This window comes from Pseudomonas sp. PGPR N4 (assembly GCF_059693665.1).
On record NZ_JCAUKV010000001.1, the window covers coordinates 1,272,237 to 1,298,946 of the forward strand.

30 protein-coding genes and 2 tRNA genes are annotated in these 26,710 nt (G+C 60.1%); 10 read left to right on the forward strand and 22 right to left on the reverse strand.

The features are described from left to right. Positions 1-29: 29 nt before the first annotated feature. From rplT to thrS, 4 genes are read right to left on the reverse strand one after another with little or no spacing between them, the layout of a single operon-like run. Positions 30-386 carry a 50S ribosomal protein L20 gene (gene rplT, locus AC58X1_RS05620; protein ID WP_043860801.1) on the reverse strand — a complete coding sequence of 119 codons (357 nt, stop codon included), beginning with the start codon at positions 384-386 and terminating at the stop codon, positions 30-32. Positions 387-413: 27 nt separating this feature from the next. Further along, positions 414-608 carry a 50S ribosomal protein L35 gene (gene rpmI, locus AC58X1_RS05625; RefSeq protein WP_028696462.1) on the reverse strand — a complete coding sequence of 65 codons (195 nt, stop codon included), beginning with the start codon at positions 606-608 and terminating at the stop codon, positions 414-416. A gap of 60 nt (positions 609-668) precedes the next feature. Further along, positions 669-1,220, reverse strand: a complete 552-nt coding sequence (gene infC / locus AC58X1_RS05630; protein WP_178080772.1) for a translation initiation factor IF-3 — start codon at positions 1,218-1,220, stop codon at positions 669-671. Then, positions 1,220-3,142: a threonine--tRNA ligase gene (thrS, locus tag AC58X1_RS05635; RefSeq protein ID WP_188036253.1), complete on the reverse strand. Its 1,923-nt coding sequence runs from the start codon at positions 3,140-3,142 to the stop codon at positions 1,220-1,222. The genes infC and thrS overlap by 1 nt, the downstream gene beginning before the upstream one ends. A 336-nt stretch (positions 3,143-3,478) precedes the next feature. Here thrS and AC58X1_RS05640 point away from each other — a divergent pair, with 336 nt between their 5' ends. Then, positions 3,479-3,781, forward strand: a complete 303-nt coding sequence (locus AC58X1_RS05640) for a hypothetical protein (RefSeq protein WP_101320622.1) — start codon at positions 3,479-3,481, stop codon at positions 3,779-3,781. A gap of 160 nt (positions 3,782-3,941) precedes the next feature. Continuing rightward, positions 3,942-4,154, forward strand: a complete 213-nt coding sequence (locus AC58X1_RS05645; protein WP_003179963.1) for a cold-shock protein — start codon at positions 3,942-3,944, stop codon at positions 4,152-4,154. Between the two features lie 105 nt (positions 4,155-4,259). Here the strand turns inward: AC58X1_RS05645 and AC58X1_RS05650 are convergent, their stop codons facing one another. Further along, positions 4,260-4,583 carry an I78 family peptidase inhibitor gene (locus AC58X1_RS05650; protein WP_259072954.1) on the reverse strand — a complete coding sequence of 108 codons (324 nt, stop codon included), beginning with the start codon at positions 4,581-4,583 and terminating at the stop codon, positions 4,260-4,262. Positions 4,584-4,867: 284 nt separating this feature from the next. Here AC58X1_RS05650 and AC58X1_RS05655 point away from each other — a divergent pair, with 284 nt between their 5' ends. Continuing rightward, positions 4,868-5,083 (forward strand): hypothetical protein, encoded by a 216-nt coding sequence (locus AC58X1_RS05655; protein WP_101320626.1) that lies wholly within the window; start codon positions 4,868-4,870, stop codon positions 5,081-5,083. Here the strand turns inward: AC58X1_RS05655 and AC58X1_RS05660 are convergent. The 7 genes from AC58X1_RS05660 to AC58X1_RS05690 all read right to left on the reverse strand — a co-directional run bounded on the left by AC58X1_RS05660 (position 5,055) and on the right by AC58X1_RS05690 (position 11,983). Beyond that, positions 5,055-6,062, reverse strand: a complete 1,008-nt coding sequence (locus tag AC58X1_RS05660; protein ID WP_497428491.1) for a nucleoside hydrolase — start codon at positions 6,060-6,062, stop codon at positions 5,055-5,057. The genes AC58X1_RS05655 and AC58X1_RS05660 overlap by 29 nt on opposite strands. A 64-nt stretch (positions 6,063-6,126) precedes the next feature. Next, entirely contained in the window at positions 6,127-6,531 is a 405-nt protein-coding gene (rbsD, locus tag AC58X1_RS05665) for a D-ribose pyranase (protein WP_101320630.1), read from the reverse strand. Continuing rightward, a complete protein-coding gene (gene rbsK / locus AC58X1_RS05670) occupies positions 6,528-7,436 on the reverse strand; it encodes a ribokinase (RefSeq protein ID WP_497428492.1) in 909 nt (302 codons plus the stop codon). Before rbsK ends, rbsD begins: the two co-directional genes overlap by 4 nt. A gap of 9 nt (positions 7,437-7,445) precedes the next feature. Further along, positions 7,446-8,471 (reverse strand): LacI family DNA-binding transcriptional regulator, encoded by a 1,026-nt coding sequence (locus AC58X1_RS05675; RefSeq protein ID WP_220633874.1) that lies wholly within the window; start codon positions 8,469-8,471, stop codon positions 7,446-7,448. A gap of 4 nt (positions 8,472-8,475) precedes the next feature. Then, positions 8,476-9,459: an ABC transporter permease gene (locus AC58X1_RS05680; RefSeq protein ID WP_150568848.1), complete on the reverse strand. Its 984-nt coding sequence runs from the start codon at positions 9,457-9,459 to the stop codon at positions 8,476-8,478. Beyond that, positions 9,456-11,009, reverse strand: a complete 1,554-nt coding sequence (locus tag AC58X1_RS05685) for a sugar ABC transporter ATP-binding protein (protein ID WP_497428493.1) — start codon at positions 11,007-11,009, stop codon at positions 9,456-9,458. Before AC58X1_RS05685 ends, AC58X1_RS05680 begins: the two co-directional genes overlap by 4 nt. A gap of 20 nt (positions 11,010-11,029) precedes the next feature. Further along, a complete protein-coding gene (locus AC58X1_RS05690) occupies positions 11,030-11,983 on the reverse strand; it encodes a sugar ABC transporter substrate-binding protein (protein ID WP_220633877.1) in 954 nt (317 codons plus the stop codon). A 335-nt stretch (positions 11,984-12,318) separates the two neighbouring features. Between AC58X1_RS05690 and AC58X1_RS05695 the strand changes: the two genes are divergently transcribed. Next, positions 12,319-13,407: an asparaginase gene (locus AC58X1_RS05695; RefSeq protein WP_101320642.1), complete on the forward strand. Its 1,089-nt coding sequence runs from the start codon at positions 12,319-12,321 to the stop codon at positions 13,405-13,407. A gap of 154 nt (positions 13,408-13,561) precedes the next feature. Beyond that, positions 13,562-13,804 carry a DUF1654 domain-containing protein gene (locus AC58X1_RS05700; RefSeq protein WP_101320644.1) on the forward strand — a complete coding sequence of 81 codons (243 nt, stop codon included), beginning with the start codon at positions 13,562-13,564 and terminating at the stop codon, positions 13,802-13,804. Between the two features lie 8 nt (positions 13,805-13,812). Here AC58X1_RS05700 and AC58X1_RS05705 read toward each other — a convergent pair whose 3' ends face one another. From AC58X1_RS05705 to AC58X1_RS05725, 5 genes are all read right to left on the reverse strand, one after another. After that, positions 13,813-15,864, reverse strand: a complete 2,052-nt coding sequence (locus tag AC58X1_RS05705; RefSeq protein WP_497428770.1) for a hybrid sensor histidine kinase/response regulator — start codon at positions 15,862-15,864, stop codon at positions 13,813-13,815. Positions 15,865-15,998: 134 nt separating this feature from the next. Beyond that, on the reverse strand, positions 15,999-16,424 hold the full coding sequence (locus AC58X1_RS05710) for a GTP pyrophosphokinase (protein WP_101320648.1): 426 nt from the start codon (positions 16,422-16,424) through the stop codon (positions 15,999-16,001). Positions 16,425-16,511: 87 nt separating this feature from the next. Then, complete coding sequence (locus tag AC58X1_RS05715) at positions 16,512-17,081, reverse strand: SPOR domain-containing protein (protein ID WP_497428494.1); 570 nt, start codon at positions 17,079-17,081, stop codon at positions 16,512-16,514. Between the two features lie 136 nt (positions 17,082-17,217). Beyond that, positions 17,218-17,294, reverse strand: a tRNA-Val gene (locus AC58X1_RS05720). A gap of 191 nt (positions 17,295-17,485) precedes the next feature. Continuing rightward, positions 17,486-17,562 (reverse strand) — tRNA-Val (locus AC58X1_RS05725). A gap of 200 nt (positions 17,563-17,762) precedes the next feature. Between AC58X1_RS05725 and AC58X1_RS05730 the strand changes: the two genes are divergently transcribed. Further along, a complete protein-coding gene (locus tag AC58X1_RS05730; RefSeq protein WP_497428495.1) occupies positions 17,763-19,046 on the forward strand; it encodes an NAD(P)/FAD-dependent oxidoreductase in 1,284 nt (427 codons plus the stop codon). Positions 19,047-19,093: 47 nt separating this feature from the next. On the opposite strand, the gene AC58X1_RS05735 is transcribed toward AC58X1_RS05730, so the two are convergent. Beyond that, positions 19,094-19,783, reverse strand: a complete 690-nt coding sequence (locus AC58X1_RS05735; RefSeq protein WP_497428496.1) for a peptidase C39 family protein — start codon at positions 19,781-19,783, stop codon at positions 19,094-19,096. A gap of 209 nt (positions 19,784-19,992) precedes the next feature. Here AC58X1_RS05735 and AC58X1_RS05740 point away from each other — a divergent pair, with 209 nt between their 5' ends. Beyond that, entirely contained in the window at positions 19,993-20,163 is a 171-nt protein-coding gene (locus AC58X1_RS05740) for a hypothetical protein (RefSeq protein WP_497428497.1), read from the forward strand. A 101-nt stretch (positions 20,164-20,264) separates the two neighbouring features. On the opposite strand, the gene AC58X1_RS05745 is transcribed toward AC58X1_RS05740, so the two are convergent. Together AC58X1_RS05745 and AC58X1_RS05750 are read right to left on the reverse strand one after the other, a co-directional pair. After that, positions 20,265-21,017 carry a TerC family protein gene (locus AC58X1_RS05745; RefSeq protein WP_101320657.1) on the reverse strand — a complete coding sequence of 251 codons (753 nt, stop codon included), beginning with the start codon at positions 21,015-21,017 and terminating at the stop codon, positions 20,265-20,267. A gap of 49 nt (positions 21,018-21,066) precedes the next feature. Beyond that, positions 21,067-21,309: a hypothetical protein gene (locus AC58X1_RS05750; RefSeq protein ID WP_150568843.1), complete on the reverse strand. Its 243-nt coding sequence runs from the start codon at positions 21,307-21,309 to the stop codon at positions 21,067-21,069. Positions 21,310-21,438: 129 nt separating this feature from the next. Here AC58X1_RS05750 and nhaR point away from each other — a divergent pair, with 129 nt between their 5' ends. The 3 genes from nhaR to AC58X1_RS05765 all read left to right on the forward strand — a co-directional run bounded on the left by nhaR (position 21,439) and on the right by AC58X1_RS05765 (position 24,341). Continuing rightward, positions 21,439-22,332, forward strand: coding sequence for a transcriptional activator NhaR (gene nhaR / locus AC58X1_RS05755; protein WP_101320661.1), 894 nt, complete (start codon positions 21,439-21,441; stop codon positions 22,330-22,332). Positions 22,333-22,398: 66 nt separating this feature from the next. Then, entirely contained in the window at positions 22,399-23,610 is a 1,212-nt protein-coding gene (sstT, locus tag AC58X1_RS05760) for a serine/threonine transporter SstT (protein ID WP_101320663.1), read from the forward strand. Between the two features lie 83 nt (positions 23,611-23,693). Continuing rightward, complete coding sequence (locus AC58X1_RS05765; protein ID WP_259072938.1) at positions 23,694-24,341, forward strand: YceH family protein; 648 nt, start codon at positions 23,694-23,696, stop codon at positions 24,339-24,341. Positions 24,342-24,368: 27 nt separating this feature from the next. Here AC58X1_RS05765 and ahpF read toward each other — a convergent pair whose 3' ends face one another. Then, positions 24,369-25,931 carry an alkyl hydroperoxide reductase subunit F gene (gene ahpF / locus AC58X1_RS05770; protein WP_150571750.1) on the reverse strand — a complete coding sequence of 521 codons (1,563 nt, stop codon included), beginning with the start codon at positions 25,929-25,931 and terminating at the stop codon, positions 24,369-24,371. A 124-nt stretch (positions 25,932-26,055) separates the two neighbouring features. Further along, positions 26,056-26,619, reverse strand: a complete 564-nt coding sequence (gene ahpC, locus AC58X1_RS05775) for an alkyl hydroperoxide reductase subunit C (RefSeq protein WP_101320669.1) — start codon at positions 26,617-26,619, stop codon at positions 26,056-26,058. Between the last annotated feature and the right edge of the window lie 91 nt (positions 26,620-26,710).

Below are 26,710 nucleotides of genomic sequence, written 5' to 3' on the forward strand. Positions count from 1 at the left end.
ATGCGCCGCCGGATGATTGTCGTGGGTACTTAAGCCAGAACGGCTTTAGCTTTCTCGACAATCGCAGCAAACGCCGCTTTTTCGTTCACTGCCAGGTCAGCCAGAACTTTACGGTCGATTTCGATCGACGCTTTTTTCAGGCCAGCAATCAGGCGGCTGTAAGACAGACCGTTGACGCGAGCACCAGCGTTGATACGAGCGATCCACAGAGCGCGGAACTGACGTTTTTTCTGGCGACGGTCACGGTAGGCGTATTGACCAGCCTTGATGACAGCCTGCTTGGCAACACGGAATACGCGCGAACGTGCACCGTAGTAACCTTTAGCCAGTTTCAGAATTTTTTTGTGACGCTTACGAGCAATTACGCCGCGCTTTACACGAGCCATGAGTAACTTCCTCTATCTAGACCAGAATTAACGAACGCGCAGCATGCGCGCGACTTTTGCCACGTCAGACGGGTGCAGCATGCTGCTACCACGCAGTTGACGCTTACGCTTGGTCGACATTTTGGTCAGGATGTGGCTCTTGAAAGCGTGCTTGTGCTTGAAGCCGGTCGCCGTTTTCAGGAAACGCTTCGCTGCACCGCTCTTGGTTTTCATTTTTGGCATGTTCGTAACTCCGCATTGGGGTGGATAAACATAACCGCAAGGCCTGCCGTGCCCTGGTGGTTATTTCTTTTTCTTGGGGGCGATGACCATCAAAAGTTGGCGTCCTTCCATCTTCGGATGCTGTTCGACGGTCCCGTATTCGGCGAGATCAGCTTCGATCCGCTTCAGCAGTTCCATACCCAGCTCCTGGTGGGCCATCTCACGACCACGGAATCTCAGAGAGATCTTGGTCTTGTCCCCATCACTTAGGAAACGTACCAGGTTGCGTAGTTTTACCTGGTAATCCCCTTCCTCCGTCCCTGGACGAAACTTGATTTCTTTGATCTGGATGATCTTCTGGTTTTTCTTGGCTGCAGCCTGTTGCTTCTTCTTCTCGAACAGGCTTTTGCCGTAGTCCATGACTTTACAGACAGGAGGTACGGCGTCAGCAGAAATCTCTACCAGATCCAGCTTCGCTTCTTCAGCGATACGAAGCGCTTCTTCGATCGAGACGATGCCCAACTGTTCACCGTCAGCACCAATTAACCGAACCTCGCGTGCAGAGATATTCTCGTTGATCGGGGCCTTCGGTGCAGCTCGTTTATCGTTTCTCATATCACGCTTAATAATCATTACTCCGATTCTTGGCGACCACGCCGGGAAACCGCATGCGCAAGGAACTCGGCGAATTGGGCGACGGGCATGGAGCCCAGGTCAGCGCCTTCGCGAGTACGCACAGCGACGGTTTGCGTTTCGACTTCACGGTCCCCTATAACCAAAAGGTACGGGACCTTGAGCAAAGTATGCTCGCGGATTTTAAAGCCGATCTTCTCATTTCTCAAGTCAGACTTGGCACGAAAACCGCTATCGGTCAGATTTTTTTCAACCTGAAGGGCAAAATCGGCCTGTTTGTCAGTGATGTTCATGATCACTGCCTGGGTTGGCGCCAGCCAAGCCGGGAATACGCCAGCGTAGTGCTCGATCAGCATACCGATGAAGCGTTCGAACGAACCGAGGATGGCGCGGTGCAGCATTACCGGGCGCTTGCGCGCGTTATCTTCGGCAATGTAGCTGGCGTCCAGACGCTCAGGCAGGTTCGGATCGTACTGCAGGGTACCACACTGCCAGTTACGACCGAGGCAGTCACGCAGGGTGAACTCGATTTTCGGGCCGTAGAAGGCGCCCTCGCCTGGCTGATATTCCCACTCCAGGCCGGATTCGTTAAGTGCATCAGCCAGGGCGCCTTCGGCGCGATCCCACAGCTCGTCCGAACCGACACGCTTGGCCGGACGGGTCGAAAGCTTCATGGCGACGTCGACGAAACCGAAGTCTTTATAGACATCGAGGGTCAGCTTGATGAAGTCGGCCGCTTCTTTCTTGACCTGATCTTCGGTGCAGAAGATGTGCGCATCATCCTGAACGAAACCACGCACACGCATGATGCCGTGCAACGCGCCAGATGGCTCGTTACGGTGGCATGCACCGAACTCGGCCAAACGCAGTGGCAGGTCGCGGTACGACTTCAAACCCTGATTGAACACCTGCACGTGGCACGGGCAGTTCATCGGCTTGACCGCGTAATCACGGCTTTCCGACGATGTGGTGAACATGTTTTCGGCGTAGTTGGACCAGTGACCGGAACGCTCCCAGAGGATTCGATCGACCACTTGCGGGGTCTTGATCTCAAGGTAACCGTTCTGACGCTGCACAGTACGCATGTACTGCTCGAGCACCTGATAAACAGTCCAGCCGTTCGGATGCCAGAAGACCATGCCCGGCGCTTCTTCCTGCAGGTGGAACAGGTCTAGCTGCTTGCCGATCTTGCGGTGATCGCGTTTCTCGGCTTCTTCGATGCGCTGAATGTAGGCAGCCAGCTGCTTCTTGTCAGCCCAGGCGGTGCCGTACACGCGCTGCAGCTGCTCGTTCTTGGCGTCGCCGCGCCAGTAGGCGCCGGACAGCTTGGTCAGCTTGAACGATTTGAGGAAGCGGGTATTGGGCACGTGCGGTCCGCGGCACATGTCGACGTATTCTTCGTGATGGTACAGACCCATGGTCTGCTCATCCGGCATGTCCTCAACAAGGCGCAGCTTGTAGTCTTCGCCACGGGCCTGGAACACGTCGATGACTTCGGCGCGCGGGGTGACCTTCTTGATGACGTCGTAGTCTTTCTCGATCAGCTGCTGCATGCGCTTTTCGATGGCAGCGAGGTCATCAGGGGTGAAGGGGCGCTCATAGGCGATATCGTAATAGAAGCCGTCATCGATGACCGGGCCGATTACCATCTTGGCGGTCGGGTACAGCTGCTTGACTGCGTGGCCGACCAGGTGGGCGCACGAGTGACGGATGATTTCCAGCCCCTCTTCATCTTTGGGGGTGATGATCTGCAGGGTGGCGTCGTGTTCGATCAGGTCGCAGGCATCGACCAGCTTGCCGTCGACTTTACCGGCCAGGGTGGCCTTGGCCAGGCCAGCGCCAATCGAGGCGGCGACTTCGGCTACGGATACAGCGTGATCGAACGAACGTTGACTGCCATCGGGAAGAGTAATGGTGGGCATGGCGCCTCCTCTCCTAGTGGTGACCCCTACCAAAGGTCACGTGGGTTGGGATGAGCCAGTACAAGATCCGACCTGCCTTCCTTAATAGAGGAAGCCTGCCTCACAGTGGCAGAAGCCTTTCGGCTTGTCAGGGGCGAACCAGAGTGACTGGAAATAGAAAGATAGCTGCTGGCTGCCTCTGGGCAACTGCAAGCCGAGCATGCTAGCACGCAGGTTAGCGGCCAGGCACGAATATTTGGTAAATGCGTAAATCCGGTGAACTGTGAGTAAAAAAGCCTATCAGATTTGCTGATGCATCCGATTTTCATCAGACCTATATCAAGGGAGTGTCTGGTTATGCGACTTCAGTCTCTTCTGGCCCTGACCGCCGCGGGGGCACTGCTGCTGCCCATGGCGGCCCAAGCCGACTGGCCAGCCGGCAAGAAAGACGCCTACATGCAGCAATGCGTGCAGGTGGCCACCCAGCAAGGCGTCAGCGCCAAGGACGCCGACACCCACTGCAAGTGTGGTGCCCAGGCAATCGAGAAGAATTTCAGCAAGGCTGAGATCGAAGACCTCGACAGCAAGGACGGTGTTGACGCGAAATTGATGCAAAAGGCTCAAACTGTGGTAAAACAGGCGTGCACGACGAAAGGTTGACCGCCTAACAGCGGGCTTCCGAGCCTTTATTTGCGCTGTATCAGTTTTCTTCGCAGTTAAAAGGCGCGACACGCGCAGAATTAGACTATGATGTACCTGGCGCACGCAGCTTCGGCTACATCTGCACCGATAAAAAATTACGTTTCTGGAGATTCACCCCATGTCCAATCGCCAAACCGGCACCGTCAAGTGGTTCAACGATGAAAAAGGCTTCGGCTTCATCACTCCTCAAGGCGGCGGCGACGACCTGTTCGTACACTTCAAAGCCATCGAATCCGACGGCTTCAAGAGCCTGAAAGAAGGCCAGACTGTTTCCTTCGTTGCCGAAAAAGGCCAGAAGGGTATGCAGGCTGCACAGGTTCGTCCGGAGTAATTCGGATGCTGTAAAAAAACCCGCCCTCGTGGCGGGTTTTTTTATGCCTGAATTTTACAGATTGGTCGCCGCCGCCCATGGCGCCAGCGACCATTAAAGAGCAAATCAGCCGCAGTTGACGCGGACGACGTTACCCTGCTCGTCAACATTGAGGTTGAGTCGCTCGGAGCGGTACTCCAGGGTGACCATATCGTGCGGTTTGAGGATGCGGGCCATTTGCGAGCCGCTGGCTTTGCGCGCCTGCTCAAGCAGCTCGGGTGTGCCCGGTTTGCCTACGGTGAAGTCAGCACCGCTGGCGTTGCAGCGGCCATCGTTGCCAGCCGAGGCTGCCGGTGCGCTGTTGTCACCGCCCGGCGCGCTGCCAGTGCTGCAACCAGCCAGCGCAATAGCTACCAGCACGGTTGCCAGAGAAGCACGGGTACGGAACATGAATCCTCCTAATCATCATGGGAACTGCTGTATGCGACAGTAGTGCGCAATATTCGTTGCAAAACGCCCAAGTGTGCCTGACTCGCGCCCGCGAGGGGAAACAGCAATCGTCACCGGGTTTTGCACCGAATAAATAGTTTGTCGCGCACGGACTGTTATGCCTAAGTCGCAGGGCTCTTGACGCAAAGGCATGATTTACTGCAATAAGTGGAGTGCAGCATGCCTCCCTACGAACGCCAGGGCCCGGTGTTCGATCTATAGTCCGAACCAACGAGAAATTTCCAATGCGCAGCCTCAGCATCGATGCCGACATCCAGGTCCACTTACCCGCGGGCCATCGCTCGTACGCACCAGGCACTGCCGAGGAGCTAATGTTGATTGCCGTGGACCTGCTGGTACACGAACTCGGCAACGAAGGCTCCCGCAGCTTTATAGAGCAAGTGCTGGAGCGCTACGCGCCCCAGGCTGCAGCTATGGCAATCGAGCCAGCCGCTCGCTGAGCAGATCGAACAAGCCCTGGGCATCGCCCTCCTCTACCCACATGACGTTGGCGGGCTGCTTGAGCACGCCATACCAGTCGGCAACGGTCTGACCGAAGGTCGGGCCTTCGCGACTGTCGACACTCATGTGGATCTGCCGCCCGCTGAACATCTCTGGCTTGAGCAGATAAGCAATGACGCTCGCATCATGTACCGGCCCGCCGGGCATGCCGTAGAGCTGCATGTCATGCTGAATGTAGGCGTTGAGGATGTCCACGACCTGCTTGCTGGCGCGGTTGTTGACCGCGCTCAACTGCTTGAGCCGAGCATCGCTGGTCAGCAGCTTGTGGGTGACATCCAGAGGCAGATAGGTGAGCTTGACGCCACTGGCCAACACCACCTCAGCGGCATGCGGGTCCGCGTACAGATTAAATTCAGCGACTGGCGTGATGTTTCCGCCATTGAAGTGGGCGCCGCCCATGACCACGACTTCCTTGATGCCTTGGGCGATCCCTGGCTGCTGGATCAGTGCCAAGGCCAGGTTGGTCTGCGGCCCAAGCATGGCGATGGTGATGCTGTGTGGCTTGGCTGCGCTCAGGGTATCGACCAGATACTGCACCGCATTGCCCGCGGCCAAGCCTTGCTTTGGCTCATGCACCTGCACGCCGGTAATGCCCTCCTCGCCGTGAACCTCAGCGGCGTAGATGGGCGCGCGCACCAAAGGTCGCCCAGCACCGGCGTAGACCGGTATGTCTTCGCGCCCAGCCCACTCACGGGCCAGACGCGCGTTGCGGGCGGTTTTCTCCAGGCGCACGTTGCCGGCAACCGTGGTGATCGCGCGAATGTTCAGCTCCCCGGGGGATGCCATCGCCAAAAACAGCGCCACCAGGTCATCGGCACCAGGGTCGGTGTCGATGATCAACTCGCGCGGGGCGGCGTGCAGCGCCGAGGTGGTTACAGCGGCCATGAGGACGGCTCCTTGCAGCAGTTTCTTCAACATAAGGCACTCCTGCGCCAACAGTTTGCAAATTCAGGCCGCGCCACGGTGGATCGAAGCCAACAGGTCAAAACGTGACGCCAGCGACCAATGCGATATTGCTGAATGGCTTGCACTCCCCGGTGCGCACAATGACCTTGGCCTGACGACTCAGCAGCTTGAACTCACTGTGCGGCATCTGCTCGCGAACGCCGAGCAAGCCCAGCGCGCTGAGCTGCTGGATTTCAGCCAACGCCGGTGGCGCGACCTCGAACAGCTCGGCCGCCAAGACATGCCGTTCGACCTGCATTTCGCTCAGCACCACCCGCAGTACACTGGCAAAGTCCGGCAAGCCCGAGGTAATGGCCAGGTCGATCAATTCCACGCCAACCGGCACCGGCAAGCCGGCATCACCGATCACCACGATGTCGCCATGACCCAGACCGGCAATCGTGCGCGACAGAGCAATATTGAGCAGAGCGGTCTTTTTCATGGCTGCAGCTCCGCCAGATAGGGAATCGAGGGCTGCGCACCCGCACGAGTGACCGATATGGCGGCCGCGCGCTGACCGAGGGTGATCGCCTCAGCCTCACTCAGCCCACGCGCCAAGCCAGCGGCAAAGCCACCGATAAAGGTGTCACCGGCCGCAGTGGTGTCGAGCGCTTTGACCGGCGTTGCCGGATAGTGCTGGCAGCCTTGCGCGCTCACCACCAAAGCACCCTCGCTACCGAGGGTCATGATCACCTTGCCGACCCCGAACGCGAGCAACTGCTCGGCAGCGCGGCGGGCGCTGTCCTGATCGCTCACCGCAATGCCGGTCAAGGCCTGGGCCTCGCTTTCGTTGGGCGCGAGGTAGTCGATGTTGGTAAACCAGTCTGCCGGCAGCGGGCCAGTAGCGGGGGCAGGATTGAGAATCACCGTCTTGCCCAACTCACGGGCTCGGACCAAGGTCCAGGCGACCGTTGCCTGGGGCACTTCCAGTTGGCAGATGACGATATCAGCAGCCTGCAACAAGCTGCCAGCGCGCTGCACCGACTCGGCGCTGAGCAGGCCGTTGGCACCGGGGATCACCACGATTGCGTTCTGGCTGGCAGCGTCCACCACGATCAGCGCCACTCCGCTGGAAACACCCGCGCAGCTAGCCACTGCCTGACAATCAACGCCTTCGACCTGCAGCGCTTGTAGCAGCTGCGGGCCATAGGCGTCATCACCCACATTGCCTATCATGGCCACGCTGGCGCCGAGGCGCGCCACGGCCACCGCCTGGTTGGCGCCCTTGCCGCCGGGCACCGTGAAAAAACCGTCACCGGTCAGCGTCTCGCCGGCTCGCGGCAAGCGCTCGGCGCGGGCCACCAGGTCCATGTTGAGGCTGCCGACCACTACTACCTTGGCATGCATGGGAAGTCCTTAGCGGTAATCATTGAACAGGTCCGGGCGTGGCCCGGTAGATTCGCGCATGATGATGCGCGGGGCGATGATGCGCTGCTCGGCCGGGGCTTCGTGCCGCGGCCTGGCGATGCGCGACAGCAGCAATTCGGCAGCACTCTCGCCCAGCTCGCGAATCGACTGGCCTACAGTGGTCAGCGGCGGGTATACGTAGCGACTGAGCTCGATGTCATCGAAACCGATCACCGACAGCTCGCCAGGCACGCTGATATTGCGCTCGGCGGCCGCGCGCAGGACGCCAAAGCCGATCATGTCGTTGCCGGCAAAAATCGCCGTGGGCCGCCGGCCGTCAAGCAACTGCGCCGCAGCAGCGTGGCCGCCTGGGCTGGTGAAATCACAGTGCAACACACGTGCTGCGCTGACCTCAGCCTGCGCCTCGGCCATCGCCCGATGAAAACCGGCCACGCGCAACTGGCTGACCCCGGTCTCGGCTGGCCCGCCAATACAGGCGATGTCGCGGTGGCCGAGCTCGAGCAGGTGACGGGTGGCGAGGTAAGCGCCTTGTTCGTGGTCGATCCGCACCAGGTCGGCATCTACGCCCTCCAGCGCGCGGTCGACGATGACCATCGGCGTGCGCACACAGGCCAGGCTCTGCAGCAAGTCACTGTCTTCACCGACTGACGCTACCACCAGGCCATCAATGCGCTTTTCCAGCAATACGCGCAGGTAGCTGCGCTGCTTTTGCGGATTGTCGTCGGAGTTGCACAGGATCACGCAGTAGCCATTACGCTCGCAGCCATCCTCGATGCCCCGGGCCAGCTCGGCAAAGTACGGGTTGACGCTGCTAGGCACCAACAGGCCGATAGTGGCGGTACTGCGCGCCTTGAGCGAGCGGGCTACGGCACTGGGCACGTAGTCGAGTTCGGCGATGGCCGCCTCGACCTTCAGGCGCACCTGTTCGCTGACCGGACGTGTCTTGTTCAGCACATGGGAAACGGTGGTGTAGGAAATCCCCGCCATTGCCGCGACATCTTTGATGGTTGCCATGGTTTCAGTTCCGCCGGCTCGCGCGCCGGCTGCGATAAGTGTCGAGCACCACGGCAATCACAATGACCGCCCCGGTGATAATGCGCTTGGTTGGTTCGGAAGCGCCGATCTGAGCCAGCCCGGCGGCCAGCACCGAAATGATCAGCACCCCGAAAAATGTACTGACCACTGAGCCGCGCCCGCCCATCAGGCTGGTACCGCCGATCACCACGGCGGCAATCACCTGCAGTTCAAGGCCAGCACCGGCGTTCGGGTCGGCGGCCTCCAGACGAGAAATCTGGAACAGCGCGGCGAGGCCGGCGAGCAGGCCCATCAGGGTGAACACCATGATCTTGTAGGGCCGCGGGTCGATCCCGGCCAGGCGTACAGCTTCTTCATTGGTACCAATGCCGATCAGGTAGCGGCCGAACACCGTGCGTGTCAGTACAAGGTGGGCAACGACGATGACCAGCAAGGCGATGATGAAGGCTGGCGAGATGCCAAATGCTACTGGATTGGAAAACCAGGCGTAGGCATCGCCGATATAGGCCGTGCGCGAATCAGTGAACTGATAGGCCAGGCCACGGGCCATTTCCAGCACACCGAGCGAGACGATAAAGGATGGAATACGCCAGGCCACGGTAATGCAGCCAGTGACGCTGCCAGCCAGGGCGGCGACTGCCATGCCCAGCAGCGCAGCGGGCAACACGCTCCAGCCCCACCCCAGAATTGCCACGCTGACTGCCGAGGCTGCCAAGGCCAGCACCGAGCCCACCGACAGGTCGATGCCACCGATGATCAACACCAGCGTCATGCCTACTGCCAGCACCATCAGATCGGGGATCTGGTTGGCCAGGGTACTGAAGGTTGCGTACGACCAGAAATGGCTGCTCATAAACGAGAACAGCACAATCATTGCCAGCAATGCGCCGGCCAGTCCCAGGTAAGTACCCAGGCCCAGATAGGTGCCGCTGCGGCGAGCGGGAGTGTCGACGGGAGAGCTGTTCATGGGTCCATCCTGGGAGCTGCTTCATGCAGCAAAGCATCACGTTGTTGATAACCGGCGAAAGCCGCGGCAAGCAGTTGATCCTGGCTCCAGGCATCGCGCTCGAAGGTGTCGATCAGGCGCCCCGCAGAGAGCACACCGATGCGATCGCAGATCAGCATCAGCTCGCGCAGGTCACTTGAAACAACCACCAGCGCCTTGCCCTGGCGCGCCAACTCGGCAAGCAGGCCATAGATGTCGAACTTGGCGCCAACGTCGATACCGCGGGTCGGCTCGTCGAACAGCAGTACCTGGCAGTCGCGCTCGAGCCAGCGGCCAATCACCACCTTTTGCTGATTGCCACCGGACAACTCACTGACAGCCTGCGCCGGACTTGCGCTGCGAATGCGCATGGCGCTGATCTGGCGCTCGGCCAAGGCTGTTTCGGCAGCGCTGTTGATGACCCCAGCACGGGACACGGCGCCCAGGTTACCGAGGGCAATATTGGCGCTGATCGACTGCGTCAGCAGCAGCCCCTCACCTTTGCGATCCTCGGTAATCAATGCAATGCCAGCACGCACAGCGGCCTTGGGCGAGTCGACAGTGATCGGCTGCGGCGGCTGACCAAGGGCAACGCTGCCGCTGTCGGCGCGGTCGGCGCCGTAGATCAGCCGCAGCAGTTCGGTACGGCCGGCGCCGATCAGGCCGGAGATACCAAAGATCTCCCCTGCCCTCACCTCGAATGAAACCTCGCACACCTTGCCGGCACGGCTGAGCTTGTCGACCTTGAGCAGCGGCGCGCCGATCTGGCGCCTGCCCAGGTCGATATGCTCGCCCACGTCACGACCGACCATCAGGTTGACCAGCTCGGCACTGTTGTAACGTTGGATCGGCTCGGCGCACACCAGCTTGCCATCGCGCAGCACCGCGATGCGCTGGGCCACACGCTGCAGCTCTTCAAGGCGATGGGATATGTACACGATAGCCACGCCGCGCTGACGCAGGCGCTCGATCTGGACAAACAGCAGCTCGACCTCGCGGGCAGTGAGCATCGCCGTAGGCTCGTCGAAGATCAGCACCCGGCAATCACCAATCAGGTTGCGGGCGATCTCGACCATCTGTTGATGGCCAATACCCAACTCACCGACCAGGGTATCCGGGTCAATCGCGTCCAAGCCCACCTGCGCCATAGCGGCGACCGCCAACTGGCGCAGGCGCTTGTGATTGATCCAGCCGAGACGGCTGGGCAGGTTGTCGAGAAACAGGTTCTCGGCAACCGTCAGGGTGGGCAGCAGGTTCAGCTCCTGCATCACCATACGCACCCCAAGCCCCTCTGCCGCACTGCGGCTGGCAGGGCTGTAAGGTTGGCCGAGGTAGCTCATGTGCCCAACGGTGGGAATTTCCAGGCCGCTGATCAACTTCGATAGCGTGCTTTTGCCGGCGCCGTTCTCACCGGTCAGCGCCAGCACTTCGCCGGCGTACAGCTCCAGCTCGACGTCAGCCAGCACAGGCTGGGCGTAGCTCTTGCCCAGCCCGCTGACCGTGAGCACCGTTTGCGTGGCCGTTGCAGACATGGCCGGGTCTCCTGCCTGGATCACGGCTTGGTGATCAATTCAACCGGGGTTTGGATGACATTGTCGGCATCGACAGCGGTTTTTTCGCCCTTGATCATCTGCAGCGCAGCCTGGATGCCATACACGGCTTGCTTCTTGGCATCCTGATCGAGCGTGGCGAGCACGCGGCCATCTTTGAGCATCGGCTTGATGGCGTTGATGTTGTCATAGCCGACTACCTGAACCTGATCTTTCTTGCCTGCGGCACGCACAGCCGAGACAGCCCCAAGCGCCATGCTGTCATTGCCGGCCAACAGCGCTTTGATCTCTGGATACTCATTGAGCATGGCCGCCGCCACCGCGTTGCCCTTGTCGATTTCCCAGTTGCCAGACTGCACCGAAACGACCTTGATCTGTGCCGCCTGCATGGCGTCCTGGAAACCAGCCGTGCGCTGTTGGGCGTTGGTAGTGGTGGAGACGCCTTCGATAATACCCACCTGATCACCTGGCTTGAGCTTTTGCTGGGCCAGATAGTCGCCGACCAGCCTGGCACCCTTGCGGTTGTCAGGGCCAACGAAGGGCACGCTGAGATTTTTGCTCTTGAGCACTTCGGGGTCGAGGCGGTTATCGATGTTGATGACGGTGATGCCGGCATCCATGGCTTTCTTGATCACCGGCACCAGCGCCTTGGAGTCAGCCGGCGCGATCACCAGCGCGTTGGCGCCAGTGGCGATCATCTGTTCGACGATGCGGATCTGGTTGCTGGTGTCGGACTCGTCCTTGATGCCGTTGGCTACCAGGTCGAAGTCGTTAGGGTGCTCTTTTTGGTAGGCCTTGGCGCCGTCTTCCATGGTGCGGAAAAACTCATTGGCCAACGACTTCATGACCAGAGCGACCTTGGGTTTTTCTTCAGCCTGACCTGCCAGGGGCAGTGCGAGCGCCAACGAGGAGACGATAGCGAGGGACAGCAGACGACCGGGGAACGGCAGTTTCATGAGATGACTCCGAATCTTGTGTTTTTTATCGGATCGCAAACGTTTGCGTTAAGCCACTATGGAAACAAGCCCTGATTTTGTCAATTCCCTGAGACGCTGTTTTGGCAAACCGGGGCCAGCGGCAGGTTACGCGGATTGGCCACGGAAAACCGAACAACTTTACCTGTATCCGTTCGGTAAGCCGAATACATCCCATCGCTGGATTTGTCTCGGCATATGAGCGAACTCCCGCCGGGAGTGGCTCAACCCAGACACGCCGCTGCGTTGGTATGAAACCTGCCTGCTTAGCTGTGCGACATATAAATCTCACCAGGAAGATCGAGAGAACAATAACGATGAAAACCGCACTGAAGACATTTGCCCCGGGCGCCCTCGCCCTGCTGCTGATCCTGCCGACTGCAGTTTCTGCCAAAGAAGCCGAGCAGCAACAAAAGCTCGCCAATGTGGTGATTCTCGCCACCGGCGGCACCATTGCCGGCGCCGGCGCCAGCGCCGCCAACAGCGCTACCTATCAGGCCGCCAAGGTAGGCATCGACAAATTGATCGCCGGCGTACCCGAGCTGGCTCAACTGGCCAATGTGCGCGGCGAGCAGGTCATGCAGATCGCATCCGAAAGCATCAGCAACGACGACCTGCTCAAGCTGGGCAAACGCGTCGCCGAGCTGGCTGACAGCAACGACGTCGACGGCATCGTTATCACCCACGGCACCGACACCCTGGAAGAAACCGCCTACTTCCTCAACCTGGTAGAAAAGACCGACAAGCCAATCGTAGTGGTCGGTTCGATGCGCCCGGGCACCGCAATGTCGGCTGACGGCATGCTCAACCTTTACAACGCCGTAGCCGTCGCCAGCGACAAGCAATCGCGCGGCAAAGGCGTACTGGTGACCATGAACGACGAAATCCAATCCGGCCGTGATGTCAGCAAGTCGATCAACATCAAGACCGAAGCGTTCAAGAGCGCCTGGGGCCCGATGGGCATGGTCGTAGAAGGCAAATCGTACTGGTTCCGCCTGCCAGCCAAGCGTCACACCTCCAACTCCGAGTTCGACATCAAGCAAATCAGCAGCCTGCCTGCCGTAGACATCGCCTACGGCTACGGCAACGTTACCGACACCGCGTACAAGGCCCTTGCGCAAAACGGCGCCAAGGCGCTGATTCATGCCGGCACCGGCAACGGCTCGGTATCGTCACGTGTGGTACCGGCTCTGCAGGAGCTGCGTAAAAACGGCGTGCAGATCATTCGCTCTTCCCACGTCAACCAGGGCGGTTTCGTACTGCGCAACGCCGAGCAGCCGGATGACAAGAATGACTGGGTCGTCGCCCACGACCTGAACCCGCAAAAAGCACGGATTCTGGCGATGGTCGCAATGACCAAGACCCAAGACAGCAAAGAGCTGCAGCGGATCTTCTGGGAATATTGATCTGTTGATTGCCTGAGCCGAGCAACGCTTTGCTCACCGCTGTCGCGGGCTGCATGGCCCGCGACAGTCACTTGGGCCAAGGCTCACGAGGTTGTTGCGAAATTGCCTACAGTGAAATACTGTACGCACATACAGCACAACAAGGAACACCCCGATGGCCGCTGCCTCTCAAGCCACCCCCAGCCCATACCAACAACTGGGCGAGCGCATTCAGAAAATCATAAACAGCCCTACCGCCCAGCGCAGCAAGTCTGCGTTGATCTTTCGGCTGGAGCACGAGTTGCCGGATGACTGGGCAACGCTACTCGAAGAGATCGCTGAAAACGACAATGTCACCCTTGCCTACCGGGATGATGGCGGCGTGCAGATCTTCTGGACTGTACCCAAGGAAGACTGAGCAGGGACTCAAGCCTTGGCGGTAGCATCGCCCGCTTGCGGCCTGAGCAAGGCATTGACCTGCGAGGTCAGTGCCTCGAGGGCAAATGGCTTGGTCAGTATCGCCATGGTCGACTCCAGCGGCTGACGATCGAGCACTTCAGGCTGCGCATAGCCCGTCATCAGCAACACAGGCAGGTCAGGCCGCGATTGCCTGCCCGCCTCCGCCATCTGCCGCCCGTCAAGCCCGCCGGGTAAACCGATGTCGGTCACCAGCAGATCAATGCGGATGTCCGACCGCAGCAGTTGCAACCCTGCCAGGCTGTCCGCCGCCTCGATCACCACATAGCCGTAACTGCCCAGGGTTTCGCTGACAAACATGCGCACGGAGGACTCGTCATCGACCACCAAAACCGTTTCGCCAGCTGCGGCCGTGGGCTCGGCACACTCGCCAGGTTGCACCTGCGGGGCGTCCACCGCAGCGGTGTGGCCCGGCAACTGCAGCAGCACTCGCGTGCCTTTGCCCGGCTCTGACTCGATCCTCACCTGGCCACCGGATTGCTTGGCAAAGCCATAGATCATCGACAAGCCAAGCCCGGTACCGGCGCCAACCGGCTTGGTCGTGAAGAACGGCTCGAAGGCCTTGCCGAGCACTTCGGCGCTCATGCCGGTACCACTGTCCGCCACGCAAATGCTCAGGTAGTTGCCGGGGCTCAACTCTGGATCAAGCTCGGGCCCAGTCGTCAGCCGCTGGTCGCGAGTGCTTATCAGAATCCTGCCGCCACCCGGCATGGCATCGCGCGAATTGATACACAGATTGAGCAAGGCGTTTTCAACCTGCGCCGGGTCGACCAGGCAAGCACTGGCCTGCGCTGCCAACTCCACCTTCAGGCTGATTGCCGGCCCGACCGTACGCCGGATCAGCTCCTCCATGCCGCCAATCAAGGCATGCACATCAGTCTCGACCGGCACCAGCGTCTGCCGACGGGAGAACGCGAGCAGGCGATGGGTAAGGGCAGCGGCGCGCTGGGCGGCACCATGAGCAACGCCCAGGTAACGCTCCAGATCGGCCGTGCGCCCCTGATTCAAACGCAGCCTGATCAAGTCGAGGCTACCGCTGATGCCGGCCAGGAGATTGTTGAAATCGTGAGCGATACCCCCGGTCAGCTGGCCCACAGCCTCCATCTTCTGTGCCTGACGCAGCGCAGCCTGAGCCGCCTCGCGCTCGGCAACGGCGACGCTGATACGGGCTTCCAACGTACGATTTAGCTCAAGCAAGGCGGATTCGGCGTTCTTTCGCGCGGTGACATCCATCGAGGAGCCGATCAAACCGATCACTTCACCGGCGTCGCTCAGCAACGGTGCCTTCACCGACAGCCATACGGCTACAGAACCGTCCGGCATGTCGACCCGCTCTTCAATCTGCTCAGCCTGACCGCTGTCCATGATGCGCTGGTCGTTCGCCATGACCTGGCGCGCCTGCGCTTCGTCTTCAAGAAATTCCAGGTCGGTCTTGCCGAGGTAAACCTCGGGAGGCTTGCCGATCAGCTGCGTAGTGCCGTGGTTGGCGACCAGCATCCGTCCCTGGCGGTCCTTGGCGTACACCACGCCAGGCACTGCCGCCGTGAACGTGCGCAACAAGGCGTTTGCGCGATCGCGCTCAGCTTCGGCAACACGCCGCCCCTCAATGTCCATCAGCACGCCTGGAAAGCGCACAGCCATGCCCTGCTCATCGAGCTCGGCGCGACCATTGGCCTCTACCCAGCGATAGCAGCCGTCGTCTTGGCGAACACGATATTCACAGCGAAAGCGCCCACCGCGAGCCATGGCCTGTTCGATGTCGCGGCCAACCCGTTCGCGGTCTTGCTCGTGGATGGAGGCGAACGCCTCGGAGATCGGAATGCCGCTGGTGCAGCGTTCTGCAGACAGCCCGAATGAACGGGCGAAGCGCTCGTCAGCCGTCACGCAGTCGTTGCGAATGTCCCACAGCCAGGTACCAATAATCGCGCCAGCGTCGAGAGCCAGTTGCAGACGCTCCGAGGAATCAGTCGGGAAAACCTGAAGACGGTCGGGCCTGACCATCGCTTCGACCCGCACCGCAGGGCCTTCTCGATCCATTGCTACCTCTTGAGTTACCCAGCTTCAAGGTCGGGCATATTACCGACCAAGCGGGTAAATGCGCCAGATAAAGTAGACAGCGCAACCGAGGCCAGCGTTCAAGTCAAGGTTTGCAGATAGGCACTGGCATGTTGATAGCGGCTGAGCCGGGCAAGGTCAGCGGGACCTGGGCAGGCGATGCGACTAAGGTCGCTGTTATCGGCCAGATCAGCCAGCTTGACCTCTCGTGCCAGAGGGTCAGCGCCTGCCCGAATCACAAACGCCTCATAGCTCTCGCCAGGACGTCGACTCAGCGAGAGCAAGGCGGCGAGGATTTTCAGCGGGAAACCCTCAAGAGCGAGGTCTGATACCGTCAGGGACGTGTCTTCGAGTACATCGTGGAGTACAGCGACAATACGCTGCTCAGGTGTGGACACCCGCATCATCACCCGCAGCGGATGAAGAATGTAGGCCGCCCCACCCTTGTCGTACTGCCCCTCGTGGGCTTTGGCGGCTACAGCGATGGCCCGTTCCAATGTAGACATGCGACCCCTCCCTGTTCAGCGCCCGCTTAGCCAAGCATAGCCAACGATCGCGTTCAGGCACACCCCGCCTGCCTCATCAGTCACTTATCAGCGCTGGGCGCCATGCTGGATCACCACAGAGTCAGTGCCTTGACGCGCCATCACATCGGCCTTGCGCGCCTGCGCCTCTTCTTTGGTCGCGAATGGACCCAGCAGCACCACCGGCTTGCCATCACGGTACTCGACCGAAGAGGGAATACCCTTCTCTATAAGGCGCGCAGTCATGTCGCTCAGAGCCCCCATGTTCGGCCCCTGCACCACCTCGACATCCCAGCCCTCTGGCGCCGGCTGATCGGCCAGGGCTTCGGCGCGACGCTGCAGCTCGGCACCACCACAGATCTCGCGGATGCGCAGGTCGTCGCCGGTTTCGTCGACGATGATCTGGTACTGGCCATCCCGCTTGATTGCAACGTAGCTGCGGTAAGCCTCGAATTTGCCGTCAGCGTCCTTGCCACGGAATTGACCGCAGATCGAGCCATCGGTATCGAAGCGCACGTTGGCGAATTTGGCGGTCTTGGGATTACTCAGGTGTTCGGCCACCTGTTTGTGCACGCCATCCACTTCATTGTTGCAGCCCGTCAAGGCCAGCATCGCTGTTACCACCGCAAGTTTACGCACGCGTCTAACTCCAGAATCGAAGGCGCGGATTCTACCATGATGGCTGGCTAGCGCCGATGGGCAGGCTGCCGCAGGGTGTTTCAGGCGCGAAGCAAATGCAAAAAGGGCGACCCTTTCGGATCGCCCTCTTCAAGTTTGGTAGGCACAATTGGACTCGAACCAACGACCCCCACCATGTCAAGGTGGTGCTCTAACCAACTGAGCTATGTGCCTGTCGTGGGGCGCATATTACGAGTGAAGCGCACCCCTGTAAAGCTTTTTTTTGAAGAAAATCAAAACCTTTGCGCCACCGAGCGGCGAACTCTGGCGCACGCCCCTGAGACTCTGGTCGACCACCAGTATCAGCAACCAACGGCAGCGCAAATGAAAAAAGGGTGACCCTTACGGATCACCCCTTTTCGATTTGGTAGGCACAATTGGATTCGAACCAACGACCCCCACCATGTCAAGGTGGTGCTCTAACCAACTGAGCTATGTGCCTGTCGTGGGGCGCATTCTACGGAATCCAAAAACCCTGTCAACTGTTTTTTCCACGCTAAGCCACTGAATCATAAAAATATTTACTAATAGTCACGCGCCACCGCTGCGTAAAGGATTTTCACCGTACGACTAGCGGGTGTTTATTATTATTGATAGCATCGGTACATTCGTTAAAAATATAAAACACGAGGTCTCTCGAGCATGGCTAATACCCCCTACCCACAGTCCTACTACGCCGCCTCGGCCAACCCGGTGCCGCCACGTCCGGCGCTGCTGGGTGAGGTGGAAACCGACATCTGCGTAATCGGTGCGGGCTATACCGGCCTGTCCAGCGCACTGTTCCTGCTGGAGAACGGCTTCAAGGTTACCGTCGTCGAAGCTGCCAAGGTTGGCTTTGGTGCATCCGGCCGCAACGGTGGCCAGATCGTCAACAGCTACAGCCGTGACATCGACGTGATCGAACGCACTGTTGGCCCGCGCGAAGCAAAATTGCTGGGCGCGATGGCCTTCGAAGGCGGGCGTATCATCCGCGAGCGCGTAGCCAAGTACAACATCCAGTGCGACCTCAAGAACGGCGGCGTATTCGCGGCCATCACGCCCAAGCAGATGGCCCACCTGGAATCGCAAAAACGCCTGTGGGAACGCTATGGCCACACCCAACTGGAGCTGATGGACCAGAAGCGCATCCGTGAAGTGGTCGCGTGCGAAAGCTATATAGGCGGCATGCTCGACATGAGCGGCGGCCATATTCACCCGCTCAACCTGGCCTTGGGCGAAGCGGCTGCGGTCGAGTCGCTGGGCGGCGTGATCTATGAACAAACCCCAGCCATACGCATCGAGCGCGGCGCCAACCCTGTCGTGCACACCCCGCAGGGTAAGATCCGCGCCAAGTACATCATCGTTGCCGGCAACGCTTATCTGGGTAACCTGGTGCCGGAGCTGGCCTCGAAGTCGATGCCATGCGGTACTCAGGTGATCACCACCGAGCCACTCAGCGATGAGTTGGCACGTACCCTGCTGCCGCAGGACTACTGCGTCGAGGACTGCAACTACCTGCTCGACTACTACCGCCTGACCGGCGACAAGCGCCTGATCTTCGGCGGCGGCGTGGTCTACGGCGCACGCGACCCGGCCAACATCGAAGCGATCATCCGACCGAAGATGCTCAAGGCATTCCCGCAGCTCAAGGACGTCAAGATCGACTACGCCTGGACCGGCAACTTCCTGCTGACGCTGTCGCGTCTGCCTCAGGTCGGCCGCATAGGCGACAACATCTACTACTCGCAAGGCTGCTCCGGCCACGGCGTGACCTACACCCACCTGGCGGGCAAGGTCCTGGCCGAAGCGCTGCGCGGCCAGGCCGAACGCTTTGACGCATTCGCCGGCCTGCCGCACTACCCGTTCCCGGGTGGCCAACTGCTGCGGGTACCATTCAGCGCTATGGGTGCGTGGTATTACAGCCTGCGCGATCGTCTGGGCTTCTGATCCATAGCGGATGAAGACGGCCGGCCATCAGCGCCGGCCGTTTGCGTTCAGGGCTGGCCGAGGCTGCTGACGGCTTGTCTGGCCGCCATTTCCTGCCCTGCCCGGGCCAGTTCATCGGCGCCTTGCAACCAGCGCTGGCGATCAACCTGTGCAGGCAGTTGCTGCGGTGGCTGTATCAACACTGCCCAACTACCCTGCTCCGCCCACGCCTTGGCAAACGCGTCGAACGACATCATCTGCCGCCGCTGCATGCCTGCACGCAGCAGCACCCGCTGCTTGTAGCTGTCATAGCCGACCAGTACCGCATAGCGCGGCTCACTCCACCACGCCGAACCCTCTTGATAACGCAGCAGCACCGGGTTGCCCGCCGCCACCTGGGCGAGCAATGCATCCAGACGCTTGTCCAGCGGATACACCAGCATGCCGTAATCACGCGCCACAGGCGGGATCGATGCTTCCAGCGCTTCGGCTGCTTCAGGCAGCTTCAGCGGCTTGTCGAGCAAGCCCGGGGTGATCCGAATGCCTTGCTGCGAGAGCATCACCGCCAGCGCCATGGCGCCGCTGTGATTGGCGTTGCCGCGGAAGAACGGCACGCTGCTGATCTCGACCCGCTGCGGCAAGCCTTGTACATCTGCTGGAGGCGCGCCGGCGCAGCCAACCAGATTGGCCGCTAGCAGGCATGCAGCGAGCAGGCGCTGTGAAGGGTTGAGCAACGACTTGCGGGAAGCTTGCAACATGGACACTCACTTGTCTGAAGCCGGTCTGGCATCCGGCGATGGTCTCTGATCATAGGGCGGACGCGCGCGCAGGAATAGCCCGACGCGGGCTAGTAACAAATCGGACCAAGGGTTCGACCTAAGCTCAATTGAACGTCATGAGGGTAGCGCTAGACTAAGTAAGTATCTGGAAGGTAAGCCTGGGGCAAGCCCGAGAGAAGGAGGCACACATGAGCCTGACTATGGGAATTCTGCTGTTGGTAGGTATGTGGCTGAGTGTGGCCGCTGCCATGTTATGGGGCGTTCTGCGCATTGTCCGCAGGCATTCGCATCATCCACTGCCGGTTCAGGCCAAGCCCTTGCCCGTGCAACGCGCCCGTCAGCCCGCTGCAGCGCACTGACATCGCGTCAGCGCAAAACAAAAAACCGCGCAGCTTGAAAGCATACGCGGTTGCTTGATGAAACTGCCATTGCGAATGGGGCGCCAAGCGCCCCGCGCATCTTACTCCTGTGCAGCCTCACGCTTGAGGCGAGCGCGGCGAGCAAAGATGTTTAGCATCTCGATCGCAGTCGAGAACGCCATCGCTGCATATACATAACCTTTAGGCACATGGGCACCAAAACCTTCGGCGATCAGGGTCATGCCGATCATGATCAGGAAGCCCAAGGCCAGCATCACGACGGTCGGGTTGTCGTTGATGAAGTTGGCAAGCGGATCGGCGGCCACCATCATCACGATAACAGCTGCCACCACAGCGATGATCATGATCGGCAAGTGCTCGGTCATGCCAACTGCGGTGATGATGCTGTCGACCGAGAACACGATATCCAGCAGCAGAATCTGGAAGATCGCTGCGGCGAAGCCCAGGGTCACGGTGGATGAGACCGTGGCCTCATGCTTGGCACCGTGCGGATCGACACTCTCGTGGATCTCTTTGGTTGCCTTCCACAGTAGGAACAGGCCACCGGCGATCAGGATCATGTCCTTCCAGGAGAAGGCATTGCCGAAGATCTCGATTACCGGATCGGTCAACTGAACGATCCAGGCCACGGTGCTGAGCAACGCCAGGCGCATGATCAACGCCATGCTGATACCAATCCGGCGCGCCTTGGAGCGGTACTCGACAGGCAGCTTGTTGGTCAGGATCGAGATGAAGATCAGGTTGTCGATACCGAGCACGACTTCCATTGCCACCAATGTGGCCAAAGCTACCCAGGCGGTCGGGCTTGCGGCGAGTTCCAGCAAATATTCCATGAATCAATCCTGTTTCTGGCTATGTTAGGGCTATGTTCGCAGCTGCGGGTCAGATGTCCTGGGTCTTGCCTTCGCCATCGGCGGGCTTGGCCGATTTCTCACCCTCGCCGCCAATGACGTCATTCAACGCTTGCTGAGCGGCTTCATTGGTCTTGTCGATGGCCTGCTTGGCAGACTGCGCCGCCTGATCGAGCACCTGCTGGGCAGATTTCTCAGCCTGATCGCACCCGGCCAGGCTGAACAGCGCCAGCGCAAGCACCAACGGGGTACCGATGGATTTCAGTTGTAGCATGGGATCCTCACTTGTCATGTCCGGGCAGCACGTGGCGCCTGATGAAAGGCATTCTAATGAAGCTGAAACATCCGGAAAATTCGTTTTTTTAGCAGCTATACTTCGTTTTTTACGAATCCGGAAACAACCATGCTCAATTACCGGCAGCTGCATTATTTTTGGGTAGTCGCACGCACCGGCAGTATTGCCCGCGCCAGTGAGCAGCTGAATCTGACGCCGCAAACCATCAGTGGGCAGATCAGCCTGTTCGAGCAGACCCATGGTCTGGAATTGTTCCAGCGTGTCGGGCGTCAGCTTGAGCTGACCGAGAGCGGCAGGCAGACGCTGGTCTACGCCGAACAGATGTTCCAGATCGGCAGCGAGCTCGAGACCATGCTGCGCGCCGGGCCGCAGGAGCAGATCCTGTTCCGCGTCGGCGTTGCCGATGTGGTCCCCAAGTCCATCGTTTATCGCTTGCTGGCGCCGACCATGGAGCTGGACGGCGCCCTGCGCATCAATTGCCGGGAGGACAAGCTCGAGCGGCTGCTGGCCGACCTGGCCATCCAGCGTCTGGACCTGGTGATTTCCGACAGCCCCATGCCCAGCCATCTGGATATCAAAGGCTACAGCCAGAAACTCGGCGAATGCGGCTTGAGCTTTTTTGCCACCCCAGCTCTGGCGGCAGAATACTCGGGTGCATTTCCGGCCTGTCTGAATGATGCGCCGTTGCTGATCCCAGGTCAGGAGACAGTGGTACGCAGCCGCTTACTGCGCTGGCTGTCCGAGCAGCAGGTGCAGCCGCGGATCGTCGGTGAGTTCGATGACAGTGCCTTGATGCAGGCCTTCGGTCAGTCCGGCAGCGGCATTTTCGTTGCGCCCAGCGTGATTGCCGATGAGGTGTGCCGCCAATATGCAGTGGTGCTGATCGGCCATACCGAGGCGGTCAACGAGTCGTTCTATGCGATCTCGGTAGAGCGCAAGGTCAAGCACCCGGGGATCGTCGCGATTACCGAGGGTGCGCGCAAAGAGTTGTTCCACTGGTAGGCAGCGGCCGGGAGCGCTGGTCTATGGTACAGTCGCGCCCGTCCAAATCCCTGAGATTCGCTGCACATGCTGCCTGTTCTTCGCCTGTTCACCCGCACCAGCCTGGTTACCCAGATCGTCATCGGCCTGATCGCCGGCATCGCCCTGGCCTTGCTCGCGCCTGCCGTGGCGCTGGACCTGGCGTTTCTCGGCAAGGTTTTCGTCAGTGCGCTCAAAGCGGTAGCGCCCGTGCTGGTGTTCGTGTTGGTGATGGCCTCGATCGCCAACCACAAGCACGGCCAGCAAACCCATATCCGGCCGATCCTGTGGCTGTACCTGCTGGGCACCTTTGGCGCAGCCGTGGTCGCCGTGATCGCCAGCATGCTGTTCCCCTCGACCCTGCTGCTCAGCGCCAGTGAGGCGTCGCTGAGCGCTCCGGGCGGTATCACCGAAGTGCTGCAGAACCTGCTGCTCAGCGCTGTCGATAATCCGGTAGCGGCGCTGCTCAATGCCAACTTCATCGGCGTACTGACCTGGGCCATCGGCCTGGGGATCGCCCTGCGCCATGCCAGCGAGGCCACCCGCACTGTAGTCGACGACCTGTCCAATGCGGTGACTTATATCGTGCGCGTGGTCATTCGTTTTGCACCGCTGGGGATCTTCGGCCTGGTCGCAGCGACCCTGGCCCAGTCGGGGCTGAGCGCCCTGCTTGGCTACCTGCACCTGCTGGCGGTATTGATCGGCTGCATGCTGTTTGTCGCGCTGGTGATGAACCCGCTGATCGTGTTCTGGAAGATCCGCCGCAACCCCTACCCGCTGGTGCTGATGTGCCTGCGCGAGAGCGGCATCACGGCGTTCTTCACCCGCAGCTCGGCCGCCAACATCCCGGTCAACCTGGCACTGTCGGAAAAACTCGGCCTGCATGAAGATACTTACTCGGTCTCGATCCCGCTTGGCGCAACCATCAACATGGCCGGCGCGGCGATCACCATCACCGTGCTGACCCTGGCGGCCGTGCATACCTTGGGCATCAGTATCGATCTGCCCACTGCCGTGCTCCTCAGCGTAGTGGCTGCGGTGTGTGCCTGCGGCGCATCGGGCGTAGCCGGTGGTTCTCTGTTGCTGATCCCACTGGCCTGCAGCCTGTTCGGCATTCCCAGTGAAATCGCCATGCAGGTGGTCGCCGTCGGTTTCATCATCGGTGTGCTGCAGGACTCGGCTGAAACGGCGCTGAATTCTTCGACCGATGTGATCTTCACCGCCGCCGCCTGTGAGGCCCAGGAGCGACGCGCAGCCTGAGTGATAAGGCGGCGCCGCTGGCAATTGCTTAACGGCGCCGCTTTACCTAGGCTAGTGGCCTTTCCTCGCAACGAGACAGGGCCATGTCAGAACAACACAACGCAAGTGAAGGCCGCTTCAACAGCACCGAGATCCGCATCCTCGGATCGCTGATCGAAAAGCAGGCCACCAGCCCTGAAACCTACCCCCTGACCCTCAACGCGCTAGTGGTTGCCTGTAACCAGAAAACCAGCCGCGAACCGGTGATGAACCTCTCTCAGGGCCAGGTTGGCCAGGCGCTGCGGGCGCTCGAAGGGCGTGGTTTTACCAAACTGCAGATGGGCAGTCGCGCCGACCGCTGGGAGCAACGCGTCGACAAGGCGCTGGAACTGGTGCCCGCGCAGCTGGTGCTGATGGGTTTGATGTTTTTGCGCGGGCCGCAGACGATCAACGAGTTGTTGACCCGCAGCAACCGCTTGCATGAGTTCGAGGATGACCAACAGGTCCAGCATCAGCTCGAGCGCTTGATTTCACGTGAGCTAGCGGTTCATCTGCCGCGTCAGGCTGGGCAGCGGGAAGACCGCTATACCCACGCGCTGGGTGATCCGGCAGAGATCGAGGCTATTCTTGCGGCGCGCCAGCAAGGCGGCGCTGAACGCAATTCGGCCCCTAGCATCGCTGAAGAACGTATCAGCGCGCTGGAGGCACGAATTGCAGCACTGGAAGAACGCCTGACGCTGCTGGAAGGCTGAACCCAGCCAGCGCAGCAGGCGTCTACGTCAGGCCGGCGCCGAGCTGCGGATCAGGTGATCGAAGGCGGACAGCGAGGCCTTGGCACCCTCGCCCACCGCAATCACGATCTGCTTGTACGGCACGGTGGTGACGTCCCCGGCAGCGAACACACCAGGGATGTTGGTCTGGCCCTTGGCGTCGACGATGATCTCGCCACGCGGCGACAGCTCGACCGTGCCTTTGAGCCAATCGGTGTTGGGCAGCAGGCCGATCTGTACAAAGATCCCTTCCAGCGCGATGTCATGCAGCTCATCGCTATTGCGGTCCTTGTAACGAAGGCCGTTGACCTTTTCGCCATCCCCCAACACTTCGGTGGTCAGCGCACTGGTGATCACCTTGACGTTGGCCAGGCTGTGCAGTTTGCGCTGCAACACCGCATCGGCACGCAGCTGGCTGTCGAACTCGATCAATGTCACCTGAGCGACGATACCGGCGAGGTCGATGGCCGCTTCCACACCTGAGTTGCCGCCACCGATCACCGCCACGCGCTTGCCCTTGAACAGCGGGCCATCGCAGTGTGGGCAGTAGGCAACACCGCGGGCGCGGTACTGCTGCTCGCCAGGCACGTTCATCTCGCGCCAGCGTGCACCGGTGGCAAGGATCACGGTCTTGGCCTTCAGCGAAGCGCCGCTGGCCAGCCGCACTTCGTGCAGGCCGCCAGCAGCAGCCGGGATCAATGCCTCACCGCGCTGCAGGTTCATGATGTCGACGTCGTACTGTTTGACGTGCTCTTCCAGCGCCGAGGCCAGTTTTGGCCCTTCGGTTTCCTGCACCGAGATGAAGTTCTCGATCGCCATGGTGTCGAGCACCTGGCCGCCGAAACGCTCGGCGGCAACGCCGGTACGGATGCCTTTGCGCGCAGCATAGATTGCAGCTGCGGCGCCGGCGGGGCCACCGCCCACCACCAGCACATCGAAAGCGTCTTTGGCGTTGATCTTCTCGGCCTGGCGTGTGCCAGAGCTGGTGTCGATCTTGCCAAGAATCTCTTCCAGGCCCATGCGGCCCTGGCCAAACACTTCGCCGTTGAGGTAGATGCTCGGCACGGCCATGACCTTGCGTGCTTCAACCTCGTCCTGGAACAGCGCGCCATCGATGGCCACGTGTTTCACATTCGGGTTGAGCACCGCCATCAGGTTCAACGCCTGGACTACGTCCGGGCAGTTCTGGCACGACAGCGAGAAGTAGGTTTCAAAAGTGAAGTCGCCTTGCAGCGCCTGGATCTGCTCGATCACTTCGGCACTGGCCTTGGACGGATGGCCGCCGACTTGCAGCAGTGCCAGCACCAGTGAGGTAAATTCGTGGCCCATGGGGATGCCGGCAAAGCGCAGGCTGATATCAGCACCCGGGCGGTTCAGCGAGAACGAGGGCCGGCGCGTGTCGCTGCCGTCCTTATTCAAGGTAATCAGGTCCGACAGGCCGGCAATTTCCACCAGCAGGTCGTGCATTTCGCGGGACTTCGCACCGTCGTCGAGGGAGGCTACGATCTCGATCGGCTGGGTGACCCGCTCCAGGTAGGTTTTCAGTTGCGATTTAAGCGTGGCGTCCAACATACGGGCGATTCCTTGAGCAATCAGGGTAAACAAAAACGCCCAGGCAAAAGTGCCCGGGCGTTTGGCGGGGCGGTGATGACTTCAGCTATGGCGGCTGTTCACCGCCCGCGACTGGCGCACGATCTTAGATCTTGCCAACCAGGTCCAGCGATGGTGCCAGGGTGGCTTCGCCTTCTTTCCACTTGGCCGGGCAGACTTCGCCTGGGTGAGCGGCAACGTACTGGGCAGCTTTGACCTTGCGCAGCAGCTCGCTGGCGTCGCGGCCTACACCACCGTCGTTGATTTCGACGATCTTGATCTGGCCTTCTGGGTTGATCACGAAGGTACCGCGATCAGCCATGCCTGCTTCTTCGATCAGCACGTCGAAGTTGCGCGAGATGACGTGGGTCGGGTCACCGATCAGCGGGTACTTGATCTTGCCGATGGTTTCCGAAGTGTCATGCCAGGCTTTGTGGGTGAAGTGGGTGTCGGTCGACACACCGTAGATTTCCACGCCCAGCTTCTGGAACTCGGCGTAGTTGTCGGCCAGGTCGCCCAGTTCGGTCGGGCAGACGAAGGTGAAGTCAGCTGGGTAGAAGAACACGACAGCCCACTTGCCTTTCAGGTCGGCTTCGCTGACCTGAACGAATTCGCCGTTGTGGAAGGCAGTAGCGTTGAACGGTTTGACCTGGCTATTGATGATAGGCATGAGAGAAGCTCCGTCATGGGATTAAGAAGTGGTTGACGGGGAGAATACTAACCACCTGAACCGGCGATGGCTCATTGGCAAAGCTCATGCT

Excerpts from the sequence above, each read along its gene's own strand:
- rbsD (WP_101320630.1), bottom strand. The coding sequence starts at position 6,531 with ATGAAAAAGACCGCTCTGCTCAATATTGCTCTGTCGCGCACGATTGCC.
- AC58X1_RS05680 (WP_150568848.1), bottom strand. The coding sequence starts at position 9,459 with ATGAACAGCTCTCCCGTCGACACTCCCGCTCGCCGCAGCGGCACCTAT.
- AC58X1_RS05690 (WP_220633877.1), bottom strand. The coding sequence starts at position 11,983 with ATGAAACTGCCGTTCCCCGGTCGTCTGCTGTCCCTCGCTATCGTCTCC.
- AC58X1_RS05650 (WP_259072954.1), bottom strand. The coding sequence starts at position 4,583 with ATGTTCCGTACCCGTGCTTCTCTGGCAACCGTGCTGGTAGCTATTGCG.
- AC58X1_RS05675 (WP_220633874.1), bottom strand. The coding sequence starts at position 8,471 with ATGGCAACCATCAAAGATGTCGCGGCAATGGCGGGGATTTCCTACACC.
- AC58X1_RS05685 (WP_497428493.1), bottom strand. The coding sequence starts at position 11,009 with ATGTCTGCAACGGCCACGCAAACGGTGCTCACGGTCAGCGGGCTGGGC.
- AC58X1_RS05645 (WP_003179963.1), top strand. The coding sequence starts at position 3,942 with ATGTCCAATCGCCAAACCGGCACCGTCAAGTGGTTCAACGATGAAAAA.
- AC58X1_RS05660 (WP_497428491.1), bottom strand. The coding sequence starts at position 6,062 with ATGTTGAAGAAACTGCTGCAAGGAGCCGTCCTCATGGCCGCTGTAACC.
- AC58X1_RS05735 (WP_497428496.1), bottom strand. The coding sequence starts at position 19,783 with ATGTTGCAAGCTTCCCGCAAGTCGTTGCTCAACCCTTCACAGCGCCTG.
- rbsK (WP_497428492.1), bottom strand. The coding sequence starts at position 7,436 with ATGCATGCCAAGGTAGTAGTGGTCGGCAGCCTCAACATGGACCTGGTG.
- AC58X1_RS05730 (WP_497428495.1), top strand. The coding sequence starts at position 17,763 with ATGGCTAATACCCCCTACCCACAGTCCTACTACGCCGCCTCGGCCAAC.
- AC58X1_RS05695 (WP_101320642.1), top strand. The coding sequence starts at position 12,319 with ATGAAAACCGCACTGAAGACATTTGCCCCGGGCGCCCTCGCCCTGCTG.
- AC58X1_RS05705 (WP_497428770.1), bottom strand. The coding sequence starts at position 15,864 with ATGGTCAGGCCCGACCGTCTTCAGGTTTTCCCGACTGATTCCTCGGAG.
- ahpC (WP_101320669.1), bottom strand. The coding sequence starts at position 26,619 with ATGCCTATCATCAATAGCCAGGTCAAACCGTTCAACGCTACTGCCTTC.
- AC58X1_RS05700 (WP_101320644.1), top strand. The coding sequence starts at position 13,562 with ATGGCCGCTGCCTCTCAAGCCACCCCCAGCCCATACCAACAACTGGGC.
- AC58X1_RS05740 (WP_497428497.1), top strand. The coding sequence starts at position 19,993 with ATGAGCCTGACTATGGGAATTCTGCTGTTGGTAGGTATGTGGCTGAGT.
- AC58X1_RS05710 (WP_101320648.1), bottom strand. The coding sequence starts at position 16,424 with ATGTCTACATTGGAACGGGCCATCGCTGTAGCCGCCAAAGCCCACGAG.
- AC58X1_RS05765 (WP_259072938.1), top strand. The coding sequence starts at position 23,694 with ATGTCAGAACAACACAACGCAAGTGAAGGCCGCTTCAACAGCACCGAG.
- infC (WP_178080772.1), bottom strand. The coding sequence starts at position 1,220 with ATGATTATTAAGCGTGATATGAGAAACGATAAACGAGCTGCACCGAAG.
- rplT (WP_043860801.1), bottom strand. The coding sequence starts at position 386 with ATGGCTCGTGTAAAGCGCGGCGTAATTGCTCGTAAGCGTCACAAAAAA.
- thrS (WP_188036253.1), bottom strand. The coding sequence starts at position 3,142 with ATGCCCACCATTACTCTTCCCGATGGCAGTCAACGTTCGTTCGATCAC.
- AC58X1_RS05750 (WP_150568843.1), bottom strand. The coding sequence starts at position 21,309 with ATGCTACAACTGAAATCCATCGGTACCCCGTTGGTGCTTGCGCTGGCG.
- AC58X1_RS05745 (WP_101320657.1), bottom strand. The coding sequence starts at position 21,017 with ATGGAATATTTGCTGGAACTCGCCGCAAGCCCGACCGCCTGGGTAGCT.
- AC58X1_RS05655 (WP_101320626.1), top strand. The coding sequence starts at position 4,868 with ATGCGCAGCCTCAGCATCGATGCCGACATCCAGGTCCACTTACCCGCG.
- rpmI (WP_028696462.1), bottom strand. The coding sequence starts at position 608 with ATGCCAAAAATGAAAACCAAGAGCGGTGCAGCGAAGCGTTTCCTGAAA.
- AC58X1_RS05640 (WP_101320622.1), top strand. The coding sequence starts at position 3,479 with ATGCGACTTCAGTCTCTTCTGGCCCTGACCGCCGCGGGGGCACTGCTG.
- ahpF (WP_150571750.1), bottom strand. The coding sequence starts at position 25,931 with ATGTTGGACGCCACGCTTAAATCGCAACTGAAAACCTACCTGGAGCGG.
- nhaR (WP_101320661.1), top strand. The coding sequence starts at position 21,439 with ATGCTCAATTACCGGCAGCTGCATTATTTTTGGGTAGTCGCACGCACC.
- sstT (WP_101320663.1), top strand. The coding sequence starts at position 22,399 with ATGCTGCCTGTTCTTCGCCTGTTCACCCGCACCAGCCTGGTTACCCAG.